11 protein-coding genes, 1 pseudogene and 1 riboswitch are annotated in these 15712 nt (G+C 62.9%); of the genes and pseudogenes, 10 read left to right on the top strand and 2 right to left on the bottom strand.

The window, feature by feature from the left end; all coding sequences use genetic code 11:
- Positions 1–90: 90 nt before the first annotated feature.
- Positions 91–312: pseudogene (locus E8M77_RS24130) on the top strand (type II toxin-antitoxin system VapC family toxin); the annotation flags it as partial.
- Between the two features lie 6 nt (positions 313–318).
- Here the strand turns inward: E8M77_RS24130 and E8M77_RS03285 are convergent.
- Positions 319–3786: an AAA family ATPase gene (locus tag E8M77_RS03285; protein ID WP_137129168.1), complete on the bottom strand. Its 3468-nt coding sequence runs from the start codon at positions 3784–3786 to the stop codon at positions 319–321.
- On the bottom strand, positions 3786–5054 hold the full coding sequence (locus tag E8M77_RS03280; RefSeq protein WP_137129167.1) for a DNA repair exonuclease: 1269 nt from the start codon (positions 5052–5054) through the stop codon (positions 3786–3788). The genes E8M77_RS03285 and E8M77_RS03280 overlap by 1 nt, the downstream gene beginning before the upstream one ends.
- A gap of 118 nt (positions 5055–5172) precedes the next feature.
- A riboswitch (TPP riboswitch) is annotated at positions 5173–5275 on the top strand.
- 159 nt (positions 5276–5434) lie between these two features.
- Between E8M77_RS03280 and E8M77_RS03275 the strand changes: the two genes are divergently transcribed.
- The 9 genes from E8M77_RS03275 to E8M77_RS03235 all read left to right on the top strand — a co-directional run bounded on the left by E8M77_RS03275 (position 5435) and on the right by E8M77_RS03235 (position 15712).
- Positions 5435–6214: an ABC transporter permease gene (locus E8M77_RS03275; protein ID WP_170975728.1), complete on the top strand. Its 780-nt coding sequence runs from the start codon at positions 5435–5437 to the stop codon at positions 6212–6214.
- Positions 6211–7173 carry an ABC transporter substrate-binding protein gene (locus E8M77_RS03270; protein WP_137129166.1) on the top strand — a complete coding sequence of 321 codons (963 nt, stop codon included), beginning with the start codon at positions 6211–6213 and terminating at the stop codon, positions 7171–7173. The genes E8M77_RS03275 and E8M77_RS03270 overlap by 4 nt, the downstream gene beginning before the upstream one ends.
- Positions 7170–7916 (top strand): hydroxyethylthiazole kinase, encoded by a 747-nt coding sequence (locus tag E8M77_RS03265; RefSeq protein WP_137129165.1) that lies wholly within the window; start codon positions 7170–7172, stop codon positions 7914–7916. The genes E8M77_RS03270 and E8M77_RS03265 overlap by 4 nt, the downstream gene beginning before the upstream one ends.
- Positions 7903–8565 (top strand): thiamine phosphate synthase, encoded by a 663-nt coding sequence (gene thiE / locus E8M77_RS03260; RefSeq protein ID WP_137129164.1) that lies wholly within the window; start codon positions 7903–7905, stop codon positions 8563–8565. Before E8M77_RS03265 ends, thiE begins: the two co-directional genes overlap by 14 nt.
- Positions 8562–9362, top strand: coding sequence for a bifunctional hydroxymethylpyrimidine kinase/phosphomethylpyrimidine kinase (gene thiD / locus E8M77_RS03255; protein WP_137129163.1), 801 nt, complete (start codon positions 8562–8564; stop codon positions 9360–9362). Before thiE ends, thiD begins: the two co-directional genes overlap by 4 nt.
- Positions 9359–11137 (top strand): TRAP transporter large permease subunit, encoded by a 1779-nt coding sequence (locus tag E8M77_RS03250; protein WP_246659109.1) that lies wholly within the window; start codon positions 9359–9361, stop codon positions 11135–11137. The genes thiD and E8M77_RS03250 overlap by 4 nt, the downstream gene beginning before the upstream one ends.
- A gap of 12 nt (positions 11138–11149) precedes the next feature.
- Positions 11150–12136 (top strand): TRAP transporter substrate-binding protein, encoded by a 987-nt coding sequence (locus E8M77_RS03245; protein ID WP_137129161.1) that lies wholly within the window; start codon positions 11150–11152, stop codon positions 12134–12136.
- Between the two features lie 62 nt (positions 12137–12198).
- Positions 12199–12759 (top strand): recombination regulator RecX, encoded by a 561-nt coding sequence (recX, locus tag E8M77_RS03240; RefSeq protein WP_137129160.1) that lies wholly within the window; start codon positions 12199–12201, stop codon positions 12757–12759.
- 214 nt (positions 12760–12973) lie between these two features.
- Positions 12974–15712, top strand: coding sequence for a DNA translocase FtsK (locus E8M77_RS03235; protein ID WP_137129159.1), 2739 nt, complete (start codon positions 12974–12976; stop codon positions 15710–15712).

Below are 15712 nucleotides of genomic sequence, written 5' to 3'. Positions count from 1 at the left end.
TCTCCGGTTTGCAGTTCGCACCAGAGATTCTGATTCATTGCCGTTTGGGAAGCCCAAGAGTCGCAGTCAATGAGGACGCGTATAAGCGACTGGCGCCGCCGCTTTGCCGATCGCGTCTTTGCGTTCACGGAGGACGCCGCGCTCGCCTATGGACATATCATGGCGGAGGCTTCCCGGCACGGCAGGAGCATGTCCGTACCCGATGGCATGATTGCAGCTATCGCCCGAGTTAACGGTGGAAGGCTTGCAACGCGAAACACCCGTGATTTTTTGACGGCCGGCTTGGAATTGATCAATCCCTGGGACTATTAGCAAGTATCATAGCTCGTGGATCTTCACGCCTGGCACGACATCGCGGGCGATATCGCACAGATGTCTATGGTGGGTGAGGTAGATCACCTGGCCGAGCCCTGCCATGTCGCCGAACAGCCGGAACACTTCTTCCGAGCGCAATTCGTCGAAGGTTTCCATGATATCGTCGGCGATGAAGGGCACGGAGGGGCGCACGGCGGCAAATTCCTCATAGCCGGCGAGCCTCAGCGCCAGATAGAGCTGGTAGCGCGTGCCCGTCGACATGGCATCGGAAAGTTTTGATGCGCCATCCTTGGCAACGCCGATCAGGATCTCGCGGTCCTTGTCCGGCTGCGCGGACAGGCCCGAATATTCGCCGCGTGTGATCTGTCGAAACGCCTGGGCGGCACGCGTCATCATCGAGCTTCTGTGTTTCTCGCGGTAAAGCGACAAAGCGGTTTCGGCGGCCAGCGTGCCGGTGCGCAGTTTCAGATAGCGGATGGCCAGATCCTCTATCTCCACCAGAATGGTCGAGCGCTTGGCCTCCAGCTGCGCCACGGCATTGTCGCCGCCGACGGCCTCCACACGGTCCTTTGCCCGCGCCAGCTCTGCAAACACCTGCCGGCTGCGCTCGGCAAGGTTCTCGATGCGCTCGGCAAGTTCGGCTGCCTGCCTTGCCGCCTCTTCACCGTCCACATCCGCGAGCAGGCCCTGCGCCTCCTCCATTGTGCCAAGCTTCAATTCGGCAAGGATCTGTTCGCGCACTTCCGTGAGCCGTCGCTCCAGCCGGTCGCGTTCAGCCGCCTGCTCCATGCGGGCGCTCACCTCGGCAAGGTTTTCGACGCCAAACAGACTGGTCATTTCCAGCCGGCGCAGCCGGTGCTCCGCAAGCAGATCGGCAAGCCGCGCCTGTTCAGTGCGCGCGGATGCCAGGTCTTCCGCCTTGGTGGTATGCCGCAGGCGGTTTTGCTCGGCCTCAACCTTCAAATGCGCCAGCCGGTCGGCCTCTTCCAGCACGTTTTTACCTATGGACATGTCGCCGATCTCACGGCGCAGGGCTTCGACATCGCCGGCAAAAGCCTGCATGTCGCGCTCCATCAGGGCAATGCGCTGGGACATCTGGTCGCGTTCACGCACCAGCGCCGGCAGATCCGCCAGCGCATCAAGGATGGCGCGAACGGCAGACGGGTCGCTTTCATCGGCAAACCATGTGCCGGACAGTGCCTCGGCAAATTCTGCCTGCCATTCGCCATCGCTCCTCTGCGCATCGTCCAGCGCGCGTTCGCGCTCGATGACATCGCGTTTCAGGTCCGCAAGCCGCTTGGCAAGGCCTGCCTGTTCGGTTGCCCGTGTGATTGCTTCACCCAGCTGGTCGCCCACAAGGTCGATCGATTTGCGCAGATCCAGCCGGTCGCTGAGCGGCCAGCCCAATTCCTCGACTGCGGCGCGAAGCTCGCCTAAATCCGCATCAAGCTCGGCACGAAGGCTTTCGATCCGCAGCTCCGCCTGGCGCAGGGAGGCGGCGGTTGCAAGGCAGTCCTTGCGGCGTCCCGACCATGTTTCGATGAAGGACAGCTGGCGATAGATCGTCGGCTCCCCATCGGTAGCGAAGGGCAGCGCATGGTGCACAGCCTGCGATAGGGTGCTTTGTTCGATGAGCACGGCCTGTTTCGCCTCCTCTTCGCGGCTCAAGGCGGCGGAGAGCTGGTGCTGTTCCTGGTGCAACTGGCGTAGTTCGGCGAGATCACTCGCATGCAGAAGGCGCGCATCAGCCAGCCGGTCATCCTTGCTCAGCGCTGCCTTAAAGGCATCCGCCGTTGCCGCATCCAGCGCGGCGCGGTGCAGCGCCCAGGCCTGTTCCCTCTCATGGCGCAGAATGGCAGCCGTTTCGTCATCCAGCCTCTGTCCGCCGGCCTGCAGTGCGGAAAGCCGCGTGGCTATGTCTGCCAGCCGGGTGTTCCGCTCGCGGATGCGTTCGGAATGTCCGGCCAGTCGCCGCTCGAGATCATCCGCTGTGGCGCGCCAGGCGGCGATCTGGCGTGAATCGACCGGCTGAATGGCGTCCAGTGCAGCACTGTCACCGGTCCAGGGCGAAAGCGCTGCCAGCTCCCGGTCACGTTCGGCCTGCATTTGCGACAGGCCGCGTTCTTCCACGCCAAGCCGTGCCTGACGGTCGCTTTTGTTGAGGCGGGACAACAGGCTTTCCAGCCGACGGGTGGAGCCGGTTGTGCCGCTCATGGAGCCCAGCGCCTCGGCCTGCTGCTCCATGTCGCTCAGCAGCCGTTGCGTGCGTTCAAGCTCCCGTTCGCCATTGCGCAGCGTGGCGGCAATGCCCGACCGGGTCTCGATGAGGTCCCGCAGGCGTGCGACGATGGTCGTGCGAAGAACAAGCGAGGACGGGTCGCCATGACCCTCCTGGCCGAGAGACTTCAAGAGGGCGGCAAGCGCTGCCTCCTTTTCCGAAAGCGACAGCCGGCGGCGGGGCAGGTCGTCCTCGGCCGTGCGGTAGCGCGCCCGCCCGTCGTCGAGCGCCGCTATACGATCGGACTGTGATAGCACGGCTGAATCGACGGCAATTTCGGCCAGCTCCGCGTCCAGCCGCTCGATCGTGCGCTCCAGCCCGGTCGCTTGCGTCTGCAGGCGCGTCTCATCCCGCATCAGATCCGGCAGGAGAGCAGCCCAGGCGCGCGGCGGGCGCGGCAAGTCACGGAAGTTTTCGGCATCCGCCTCAAGGCGGGCAAGCTCGCGAGAGAGCGGCAGCGCCCGCAGCAGCGCATTCAGCTCTGCCTGGCGTGTTCGTGCGCTGGAAAGCTCTGCCAGAACTTCGTGATAGGTCTTTTCCGATTGCACCTGCGAGGCAACCAGCGCCGCATAGGTGGAGGCATAGGTATCGATTGCCTCACGCTCGCCTTTCAGCGTCGCAAGCTGCTGCTTCAGGTCGGAAAGCTGGGTATTGCGGGCGCGCTTCTTGTGAAACTGCTGGGCTTCCTCGATCGCGGCCGACAGAACCCGGCTGACATCGGCAAGCCCGGCGCTGGCCGAAAACAGAAGCTCGCCCAGATCGCCCTTGCTTTCGACAATCGCCTCGCCGCCATCGCGCAGGGTATGCTCGTCCAGCGAAAACATGGTGCGGTAGGAGGCGCGTGTCAGGCCGCCCAGCGCCGAGGACAAAAGCGCCTCGTTGACCGGCTGGCCGCGCCCATCCAGCAGTGCATTGGCCCGCTGTTTCAGGCGCACAAGCTCATGCTCGCGTCCGTCAAATTCCAGCGCGCCACCGATCTGCATGACATTATAGGCGTGCTGGAAATTATAGCTGCTGCGTTCTGGAATGCCGAACAGGAGATCGAGATAGGCGGAAAAGGCCGTCGACTTGCCGGCCTCGTTGAGACCGTAGACGATATGCAGGTCTGGGCTGCCTGGCGTTGCCGGCCCGAAATCGATCGCATGATCGGTGAACTTGCCGTAGCGGGTGAGATCCAGACGCCTGAGACGCATCAGCCAGCCTCGCCGCTGCGGGCAGTCAGCCGCGCCATCAGGTCTTGCGATCCCTCGCGGATCAGATCGTCCAGCAGCGCCTCAAAACCAGCTTCATCCTGGCCGGCAAACTTGCGGCTTTCCGGCGGCAGGTCGTCCAGCAGGCTCTGCACCAGTTCGCGCACTTCCTGGCGAAAACCATGCGCTACGGTTACTTCGTCGCGCATCAAGGCGCCGAGTTCGACCACCGGATCGGACGTGGCCGAGGATGACGGCATGGTCGGCGCGCTGACGGCAATCTCCAGCTTTTCGATCCAGACACGGCCGGTGCGTTCCGCCCTTTGCTCGGCTTCCGCCTGCAGGAGGTCGAGATCGCGGCGGATCGTCCAGGAGAGCGGCGTTGCGCCCGAAAGCCGCAGGCGCACGACAAGGTGTTCCGAACGGGTTTTTACGCGCTCGTCTTCCAGCGCCTGTCCGATCCGCTCGACCAGATCCCGCCAGTCGGAGGCGCCGGCGACATCGACGGACACACGGGCGAACTGGGCGGCACTCGTCAGCCGCTCCTCGACGCGCAAGGATCCGTCATCGCCGACGGTGACCAGCGAGACGGTCTTTTCGCCGGCCTCGTTGATATCGCGACCCTGCGGCATGCCGGGCATGATGACGGTCTTTTCGCCCGCATGGTGCGTGCGTTGGTGAATATGGCCAAGCGCCCAATAGTCGAAACCCGAGGCATGCAGTTCCGCCGTGGAACAGGGCGCATAGGGATCGTGACCCGGCGCGCCGGCAAGGCTTGTGTGCATGATGCCGATATTGACCGCACCGACGATGGGCGGCTTGAACTTGGGCAGCAGGCTTTCCGGCGCCTGCGGCTTGGCAAAGCTCAGGCCATGGATCGCTACAGGCACGCCGCCGCGTGTGGTCTCTATCGCTTCCGCCCTGCCGCTGAACACTTTGACGCACGGTGGCAGCACCAGTTCCTGGGTGATCTTCGACAGGGCATCGTGGTTGCCGCGGATCTTGAACACATCGATGCCGGCCTCATGCAGGCGTTGCATTTGCGTTGCAAGAAACCGCGCCGTCTTCATCGAAGTCTGTTCGCCGTCATAGAGATCGCCGGCGATGATCAGCGCATCGACTTCTTCCTCGAGGCAGAGATCGACAATGCGCACCAGCGCCTGACGTGTCGCATCTCCCACCAGCGCGGCAAGCTCTGCATTGCGCAGCGACAGCGAACGCAGCGGCGAATCAAGATGCAGATCGGCAGTGTGGATGAACCTGAAGGGCATGCGCCAGATTTAGACAGGTTCACCTTCCGTTGCAATGGCGCCTCCACGCGGGGGCTGCCACGCCGCACAGTTGTCTGTGAGAGATGATTGACATTGGCGGCAAAATCCACAAATGTCGCGCCATTCCGAGGGGGGCATCGAACGATGCTGAGATGGCGGTGAGCCGGACCCTTGAACCTGATCCGGGTCATGCCGGCGTAGGAACGGAAAATGCGCGCCGCCTTGCGTCTTCTCTCTTCTCCGCTTCACCTGGATCTCCGTAGCTGTCACAGTTGGGAGATCGCCATGTCTATTGCCAGTTTCGCCGTTCCGGCCAGAAGACGACCGTGTAAAACCGCGCAGAGGCGATGCGGCGGCTGACGGCCATGCCCATGTCCATGCTGCGTACCCCCCTGGCCCTGATCGGTCTCGTTGCGCTGTGGCAGGCTGTCGTCACACTTGGCGCGCCGCCGCGCTATCTCTTGCCCTCGCCGCTTTCCGTGGCAATCGTGTTCCTGCGTCAGCCGGATTTCCTGCTGCATCACAGCCTGATCACCGGTGGTGAAATTCTGGTCGGGCTCCTGGCCGGCAGCCTGCTTGGTGCGGCAACCGCGCTTGCCCTTGCCGCCCTGCCGCGGCTCGGTCCCTGGCTATGGCCGGCAGTTCTCGTTTTGCAGGCCTTTCCGGTCTTCGTGCTGGCGCCGGTTCTCGTTCTCTGGTTCGGCTTTGGCATGGCTTCCAAAGTGGCGATGACCGTCATCATCATCTTCTTTCCGGTTGCCTCGGCCTTTGCCGATGGGCTTGCCCGCACCGACCGCGATATCCTGGATGCTGCATCGCTGACCAAGGCCAGCCATTGGCAGGTGCTGCGTCACATCCGCCTGCCGCTGGCGCTTCCCTCGCTGATTTCCGGTCTGAAAGTGGCCGCGCCCCTTGCACCGCTTGGGGCGGTGGTTGGCGAATGGGTCGGTGCCGCTGGCGGGCTCGGTTTCATCATGCTGCAGGCCAATGCCCGCATGCAGACAGATATCCTGTTTGCCGCCATGGTCGTGCTGGCGCTGTTTACTGTTTCTCTGCGGCTGCTGGTTGACCGCCTGACGGCCGGCCTTGTGCACTGGGCGCCGCAGCAGAGGCCAACATTTTCATTGATCCGCATTGTCCAAAGGAGTGTCTCCCCATGAAACGCAGCCTTGTTGCGCTTGCCGCCGCGCTGTTTGCCACGCTGACGCCCGCGCTGTCGCAGGCGCAAGCCCAGAGCCCGGCGACGGAAAAGCTGTCCGTTCTGCTTGAATGGTTCGTCAATCCGGACCATGCACCGATGGTGATTGCCAGAGAAAAGGGCTTCTTTGCCGATGAAGGGCTCGATGTGACCCTGATCCCGCCCTCCGATCCGTCGGTCGTTCCGCGTCTGGTCTCTGCCGGTGAGGTGGATGTGGGCGTGCATTACCAGCCGAACCTCTATCTCGATCACGCTGCGGGCCTGCCGCTGGTGCGCTTCGGCACGCTGGTGGAGACGCCGCTCAACACGGTAACGGTGCTGGCGGATGGCCCGATCAAGAGCCTTAAAGACCTGAAGGGCAAGAAAATCGGCTTTTCCGTCGCGGGCTTTGAGGATGCCATGCTGAAACGCATGCTGGCCAAGGAGGGCGTCGATGTGAAGGACGTCGAACTCATCAATGTCAACTTCTCTCTGTCTCCCTCGCTGATCGGCGGCCAGGTGGATGCTACCGTCGGGGGCTTCCGTAACTTCGAACTGACGCAGATGCGCATCGAGGGGCATGAGGGTCGCGCCTTCTATCCCGAGGAACATGGTGTGCCCGTCTATGACGAACTGATCTACGTGACCCGCAAGGCGCTGGTGGACGATCCGCGCCTGCCGCGCTTTCTTTCCGCTGTCGAGAAGGCTGCCATCTACATAACAAACCATCCTGAGGAGAGCTGGGAACTGTTCATCAAGGCCTATCCGGATTTGAACGACGAGCTGAACCGCAAGGCCTTTACCGATACTTTGCCGCGCTTTGCCAAGCGCCCGGCAGCGCTGGACCGCAGCCGCTATCAGCGTTTCGGTGCCTTCATGGCTGAAAGCGGCTTGATCCCGCAGGCGCCTGCCGTCGAAGATCTTGCGGTGGAGCTGAAATGATCGGTCAACAGAGCCTGCCCACGGTCGAAACCTGCGCTGAACTGATCGAGCGGGTGCGCCTGCGCCGCCCGCGCGCTCACTGCCTGATGAACACGGTGGTGCAGAAATTCACGGCCGATGGCATCACGGCCGTCGGCGCCATCCCGTCCATGACATCTTCCATGGAAGAGATAGCCGATTTCGTCACGAAAGCCGATGCGCTGACCATTAATCTCGGCACGCTGGATGGCGAGCGCCGCAAGGTTATCCGCCTTGCGGTTGAGGTGGCGAATGCCGGTGGCAAGCCCTGGATCCTTGATCCGGTGCATTGTGATTATTCGCCAACGCGGCTTGCCTTTGCCCGCGAATTGATCGAGCTCGGCCCGACCGTCCTTCGCGGTAACTTTGCGGAAATGCAGCTGATCGGTGATGGCGGCGCAAGCCTCTGCATCACCACCGGTCCGGTTGACGCGCTGCGGGACGGGCAAAGATCCGTCTTCGTGCGCAATGGCCATGCCTGGATGGCAGGTGTTACGGGTACCGGCTGCCTGTCCGGCGGCGTCATCGCTGCCTTCCTGGCAGTGGAAAAGGATGCGCTGCTGGCTGCCACCGCTGCCCTTGCCACCACCGGCGTTTCAGCCGAACGGGCGGTCGCCCACGCGCGCGGGCCGGGCAGTTTCGGCATCGCCCTTCTCGATGCGCTGGCGGAAATCCGTGCTTCAGACCTCCTCGAACTGGCGAGAATAGACCATGAGAACCATTGATTATCGCCTGAATGCCATTGTCGATGCATCGCTTATCGATGTGGCGGATCTGCCGGATCTGGCCGCCCTTGCAGCGCAAAATGGCGCAACGCTGATCCAGTACCGCGACAAGGCAAGCTCCACCCGGCTGATGATCGAGCGGGCAGGGGCGATCCGGGCGGCATTGGCGGCAACGGGCGTGCCCTTTGTTATCAACGATCGCGTGGACGTGGCGCTGGCAGCTGGTGCTGATGGCGTGCATCTGGGCGCCGACGACATGGAGGCGGACACGGCCCGCCTTCTGCTCGGGCCGGAGGCGATCATCGGCTTGACGGTCAAGAATACAGCCGATGCGGAGCGGGCCGGCCGCGCGCCGGTCAATTATGCCTGTATCGGCGGCGTCTTTGAGACGGTGTCCAAGCTCAATCCGACAGCGCCTGTCGGGCTTCATGGCTTGCGCCAGCTGCGTCAGACCATCCGCAGCCTCAATCCTGTCCTGCCGGTCGGGGCGATTGCCGGCATCACGTTGGAGACCGTGCCGGATGTGGTCTCTGCCGGTGCCGATGGCGTGGCGGCCATCTCGGCGCTGTTTCGCACCGGTGATATTGCAGGTTCTGTCGTGGCGTTTCGCGCCCATATCGACTGCGCCTTGCAGGAGAGACAGGCATGACCGCCATTGCACTCACCATTGCCGGCTCCGATAGCGGCGGCGGCGCCGGTATCCAGGCGGATCTGAAGACCTTTTCCGCCCTTGGCGCCTATGGTGCCAGCGTGCTGACGGCGGTGACGGCGCAAAACACCATGGGTGTCAGCGCCGTCGAGGATATCTCACCAGCGATGATTGCCGCGCAGATGCAGGCGGTGTTTTCCGATCTGGCGGTCAATGCCGTCAAGATCGGCATGGTATCGCGCAGTGAGACCATTGGCGTGATCGCCGATGGACTTGCCGCCTATCGCGGGCCGCTGGTCGTTGATCCGGTGATGGTTGCGACCTCGGGCGACAGGCTTTTGCAGGAAGAGGCGATCGAAACGCTGATTGCCAGATTGCTGCCGCTTGCCACGCTGGTGACGCCGAACCTGCCGGAGGCTGCCCTTCTCACCGGTCGAGAGATCGCACATGACCAGGCGGAGATGATCGATCAGGCGCGCATCATTCTTGGATTCGGGGCTGGCGCCGTGCTCATCAAGGGTGGCCATGGCAGCGGGGCTGAGAGCACCGATCTTCTGGTGACCGGGCACAGCGTCACAGAATTCTCGGCCCTGCGCATCGAGACCCGCAACGATCATGGCACGGGCTGCACGCTGGCGGCGGCGGTGACGGCGGCGCTTGGCCGTGGCCTTCCGCTTCCCGAAGCCTGCCGCGCCGCCAAGGCATACCTGCATGCAGCGCTCGATGCCGGACGCGCGCTGAAGGTCGGCAAGGGCCTTGGCCCGGTGCATCACTTCCATGCCTGGTGGGCGCCGTGATCGCAGGGTTTCAGGTGCGGTTTGAACAGCTGCTCGGCCTGATCGCCGGGCTGGTTCTGGCGCTGCTGCTGGGGCTTGTTCTCAGCAATGTGGCGCTGCGCTATCTGTTTCAGACCGGCTTTGTCGGCGCCGAGGAGCTTGGCATCTGGCTGCATGTGGCGCTGATTTCAGTGGCGGCACCTTTGTCGCTATCGGGGCCGCTTGCCATGCGCCTTGATGTCTGTGTGCGCTATGTGTCGCCGGCGTTACGGCCCGTTGCAGACAGGCTTGCCGATGCGGTGAGTGTTATTGCAGCGCTCACTCTTTTGAAGGGCGGCATTGTCACCATTTCCATGCTGGGCGGCGTGTCGCCCACACTTGGCCTGCCGGAATGGCTGCGCTTTGCGCTGATTTCCACCGGTGGCGGCCTGCTGCTGGCTGTCCTTGTTCTGCGCCGGATCGTCGAGGGCCAAGGCGCCGGCGTCTTCGTCTCGCTGGCTCTTGGCGGCGCGCATTATGCTGCGATCCCCTATCTGGATTTCTCCGGCGCCTGGCCGCCCAGCGCCTGGCTTGCCATCATCGCCGGCATCGGCATTCTCCTGTCCGCGCCGCTGGCACATGCCTTTCTGGCGGCGGCGGCGCTGGCCGGCCTGTTTGGCAGCAGCCTGCCGGAACCGGCCCTGGTTTCGACGGCTCTCAACGGCATGTCGAAATTCCTGCTGCTTGCCATTCCCTTCTTCCTGCTGGCGGGCGGGCTTTTGACCGCCTCCGGTTCGGCGGCAAAGCTCGTCGGCTTTGCCGCAGCACTGGTTGGCCATCGCCGCGCCGGGCTTGCCCAGACGGTCCTGTTGACCAGCGTGATCTTTTCCGGCGCTTCTGGTTCTTCGGTTGCCAATGCCGCCTTCGGGGCTGCCACCTTCCAGCCGCAACTGGTGAAGAACGGCTATCCGCCGGCCCAGGCGGGCGCCATTATCGCGGCGGCCTCGGTTCTCGACAATGTCATTCCGCCCTCGATTGCCTTCCTGCTTCTGGCGGCGGCCACCAATCTTTCGGTCGGATCACTGCTGACCGGCGGCTTTTTCGCCGGCTTCCTGATGGCGGCCTGCCTTGCTGTGTCCATTCATCTTTCCGTCAAGGCAAGGCCCGATGGCCGGGCAGCAACGGCTGGCGAGCGGGGCCGCGCGGCACTGGCCGCCCTGCCGGCTTTCGGGCTTGGCATCATCGTCGTTGCCGGCATTCGCTTTGGCGTGGTTACACCGACGGAAGCCGCAGCGCTCGCCTGCGCCTACACGCTTGGTCTGGCACTTGCGGCCAGGCTTTCCGGTGCCTCGCTTTTGGCGGCTTTCCGACAGGCAGCGATCGAGGCCGGCGCGATCGGTCTGTTGATCGGCTCGGCCGGACCCTTTGCCTTTCTTCTGGCGGTCGATGATGTTGGCGGTCTGATTGCCGGTGCCGTCCACACGCTTGGCAGCAGTCCCTGGCTTGTCCTGCTGATGGCCAATCTCGTGCTGCTGCTGGCCGGTCTCGTGCTCGATATCGGTGCCGCCATCCTGCTGCTCGGGCCAATATTGCTGCCGGTTGCCACGGCGGCCGGCATTGATCCGATCCATTTCGGCGTCATTCTGGTGGTCAACCTGATGATCCATGGGCTGACCCCGCCGCTCGGCATGCTGATTTTCGTCGTCTCCGGCGTGACCAGCGTTCCGGCTGCGGCGCTTTTTCGCGCCGTGCTGCCTTATCTCGCCGCGCTGCTTGCCGCGCTTGCCGTCCTTTGTGTTTTCACCCTCTCGCTCTGAAAGGCGCCTGCCATGCTCTCCCGCCGCTCGCTCATCACCGCATCTGCCGCCGGCCTTCTTGCTAGCCCCTTCATTGCACGCCCGGCGCTTGCCAAGGTGACGACGATCACCACGGCCTCGCTTCTGTCCGAGGACAAGCCGGAAACGAAGATCTGGCGTTACATCGCCGCCAGCGTCGAGGAAAAGCTGCCCGGCCGCTTCCGCTTCAATGTGGTCACCAGCGGTGCGCTGGGTGGCGAAAAGGAAGTGGCGGAGGCAACACGGCTGGGCTCGGTGCAGGCAAGCCTTTCCACCGTCTCGGCCCTATCCGGCTGGGTGCCGCAGCTGCAGATCCTCGATCTACCCTTCCTCTATCGCGATGCGCAGCATTTGCGGCATGTGGTTGAGGGCGATACGGGCCAAAACCTTGCCCGCCAACTGGAAGCGCAGAAGTTCATCGCCTGCGGTTTCATCGATTATGGCGCCAGACATCTGCTCACCAAGGAAGCGGTGACACGGCCGGAACAGATGAAAGGCAAGCGCATCCGCGTCATCCAGAGCCCGCTGCATACGAAACTGTGGAGCGCCTATGGTGCAGCCCCGATCGGCATTCCGATCACCGAGACCTATAATGCGCTGTCCACCGGCGTGGCCGACGCCATGGATCTCACCAAATCCGCCTATGCCGGCTTCAAGCTCTATGAAGTCGTGCCTTTCATGACAGAGACGGGCCATATCCGCGCCTCGGGCATCGTTTATTTCGCCGCAAGCTTCTGGAAGGGGCTGACGCCCGAAGAACAGGCGGTTTTGAGGGCTGCGGCGGGCGAGGGTGCCGTCTATTTCAACCGCTTGATCGTTGCAGACGAGGCGGCCTCTGTGGAAACCGCTAAGTCGCATGGCGGCAAGGTTCTGGCGGCAGAGGATATGGACGCGTGGCAGGCCGGTGCTCGTGGGGTCTGGCAGGATATGGCCGAGACCATTGGCGGCATGGCGCGGATCGAGGCGATCCTGCAGGCGTGACTGGCTTTTCAGGGCAGGAGGCATCTGGTCTCGCTTTGCGTTCGCGCTTATGACGGGAAGCGATGACAGACGATGATGCCCCGCCCGAAGAGGATGTTCCGACCCCGCGCATGCTTGCCTGGGCACGCAATTCTGCGGCCTATCGGCTGTCAAAACGCATGATGACGGAAAAGCAGCTGTCGGATGCCATCATCCGCAAGGCAAAGCAGAAATTCGACGGCATTTCGCTGGCGCAGATCCAGGCGCTGGCCGCTTCTGCCGTGGCTTTCGGGCTCGATGTGAAGGCGCTCGATGACGTGGCCTATGCGGAAATCCGCACGCGCTCTTCGGCGCGCGCCGGCAAGTCGAAAAAGGTGATCGCCCAGACGCTGGCCCAGAAGGGCGTCGACCGGCAGATCGTCACACAAGCGGTCAGTGAAACGGATGACCTGCGCTCGGCGGTCATCTATGCAAGGCGCCGGGCCTTCGGCCCCTTTCGGCGGGCAGAACTGGACGAGAAACAGAAGGCGAAGGAGCTCTCGGCCTTTGTCCGCCAGGGGTTCGGATATGAGCTTGCAAACCGTGTTTTCGCCATGGATCTGGAAGAGGCGGAAGAGTTGATGGCCGACAGTCCCTGGGGCTGAGGTGAGCCAGCGTCTAGCCTTTGCCGTCAATCTTCTTTATTTCCATGAAATTCCGCTTATTGACCAATTAAATCATAAGGATAGCATTCATTTTTGCGCTGCCGCATGCCCTATGGCGCTGTGTTTTTCACGGGCTCGGTAGCCCGATCGAAAGGACCCATTAACCTTTATTTTCTACTTCATAGAACTGCCAATTTTGTACGCGGTCGGTGTCATGCAATTTCCCAGAACCAACTTCAACCAAGCCTCCCAGACTGAGCAATCCGAAGAGGGTTCGGCGCAGACGGGAAAGCCGGGTCAGAATGCCACCCAGCCGACCGTTGATCCCAACCAGGCGACCATCGCGCAGGCCCCCTGGCAGGCCGCTTTCAAGCTGGCGCCGAATGTACGATTTACCCGCACGCCCGAGGCGGTGCTTGCCCGCCCGCGTGGCGGTCAGGTCCTGCCCGTTGCGCCCGATGAGCGCGTGCCGGCCGCCGCCGGTCGGCTGATGGAGCCGGTCGATATGCCGGGCTCCGCCGTCAATGAGAATGCCACGCTTGCGCCTGAACTGCTGGTCAATGCCCTGCAGGGCGTGGCATCCGCCATGCAGCAGATGCCGGCTGCCGACCTGCCGGCCCTGCCCAAGGTAAAGCCGCAGCCTTCGCCGCGCGCGCTGATCTTCAAACGTGCCAAGCCGCCGGAACCGGTCGCTGCCGTCATTGAGCCGCCAGTAATTGCGCCGACGGTCGAAGTGCAGATGGTTGCGCCGGATGTACAGGAGGCTTTGGTTTCCGCACCCGCACCCGCACCTGAAACGATGGCCGTTGCCGCTGCCAAAACGCCTGAACTCTGGCTTTCCGATTTTGCGATCTTCGAGTCCGGTATAGATCTCGGCGGCGATATGCCGGTCACAGCAGCCATGCCGAAGCCGTTTCAGCCCTCCGCCCAACGCGTCAACCATGTCGCAACTCCCATGCCAGCGCGCCGTCCGGCAGAGGTCGTACGTCTGTCCTATCCGCTCGTTCCCAATTCGGTCACCTCGCTTTATCGCGAAGTGCGGCCCGGCACGCGCTTTCATCAAGCAGCACCAACGCCGGCGCCCATGCCTCATGCCCCCGTACCCGTTGCTCCGGCCCCGGTTGTGGCACCTGTCGCACCGGTCTTTGATGTTCAGCGCTTCTTCGCCTCGCAATTTGCCGCTGCCCGGCCTGTGGCCCATCAGGCCTCGTTCCAGCAGGTCGAAACGGTGACAGTCGTGCTGGCCTCGTCAGTCGAACCGGTTGTCGTCGCACCGGAGCCGGTCATCGAGCCGGTGGCTGCACCCGTTGCGCCGCCGGCGCCGGTGCGCTCTGTCGTTCAGGTCTCGCGCCGGCAGCCGCAGGGCCTGCCGGGTCTCGCCGGTGCCATGACCGTGCGCGAAAGCGACGATGCCTATGAATTCCCGCCCATCTCGCTCTTGCAGCAGCCATTCGGCCAGCAGGCGGAAGCTGTACAGCCGGATGCCTTGCAGCAGAGCGCCGGGCTTCTGGAAAGCATTCTCGAAGATTTCGGCGTGAAGGGCGAGATCATCGACGTGCGCCCCGGCCCCGTCGTGACACTCTATGAATTCGAGCCGGCACCCGGCGTCAAATCCTCGCGCGTCATTGGTCTGGCCGATGATATCGCCCGTTCCATGTCGGCACTGTCGGCCCGCGTCGCCGTCGTGCCCGGCCGCAATGTCATCGGCATCGAGCTGCCGAATATCGTGCGCGAAACCGTGTTCCTGCGCGAACTGGTGGAATGCGAAGACTATTGGGAAACCAAGCACCGGCTGGCGCTTTGCCTCGGCAAGACCATCGGCGGCGAACCGGTGATTGCCGAGCTTGCCAAGATGCCGCATCTTCTTGTTGCTGGCACCACCGGTTCGGGCAAGTCAGTTGCCATCAATACGATGATCCTGTCGCTGCTCTACCGGTTGCGCCCGGAAGAATGCCGCATGATCATGATCGACCCGAAAATGCTGGAACTGTCCGTCTATGATGGCATTCCGCATTTGCTGACCCCCGTCGTGACGGACCCGAAGAAGGCGGTTCTGGCGCTGAAATGGGCCGTGCGCGAGATGGAAGATCGCTATCGCAAGATGTCGCGGCTCGGCGTGCGCAATATCGATGGCTATAATGCCCGTGCCGCCCAGGCGCGCGAAAAGGGCGAGACGATTACCGTCAGCGTACAGAACGGCTTTGACCGCAATACCGGCGAAATCATCTATGAGGACCAGGAATTGGACCTCTCGCCGATGCCCTATATCGTCGTCGTCGTCGATGAAATGGCCGATCTGATGATGGTGGCCGGCAAGGAAATCGAAGGCGCCATCCAGCGTCTGGCGCAGATGGCGCGTGCGGCCGGCATCCACCTGATCATGGCGACGCAGCGCCCGTCCGTCGATGTCATCACCGGCACGATCAAGGCGAACTTCCCGACACGCATCTCCTTCCAGGTGACATCGAAGATCGACAGCCGCACTATACTTGGCGAGCAGGGTGCCGAACATCTGCTCGGCCAGGGCGATATGCTGCATATGGCCGGCGGCGGACGTATTTCCCGCGTCCACGGCCCGTTTGTCTCGGATGCCGAAGTCGAGCATGTCGTCACGCATCTGAAAGCGCAGGGTCGCCCCGATTATCTCGGCACCGTCACTGAAGACGAAAACGACGTCGATGACGAGCCGGACACGGACGCATCGGTGTTTGACCGCACCGGCATGGGCGCCGAAGATGGCGACGATCTCTATGACAAGGCCGTCAAGGTCGTCATGAAGGATCGCAAATGCTCGACCTCCTATATCCAGCGGCGCCTCTCGATTGGCTATAACCGCGCCGCCTCGCTGGTGGAGCGCATGGAACAGGAAGGCCTTGTCGGCCCGGCAAACCATGTCGGCAAGCGCGAGATCATTTCCGGCAAGGGCGGCGGCGGTTCGCCAAGCGACGACTGA

It is taken from the genome of Rhizobium sp. FY34, assembly GCF_005222845.1.
Classification (GTDB): Bacteria; Pseudomonadota; Alphaproteobacteria; order Rhizobiales; family Rhizobiaceae; genus Neorhizobium.
Note: the sequence above shows the minus strand (reverse complement) of the source record. Positions and strands in the feature narration are given on the sequence as shown.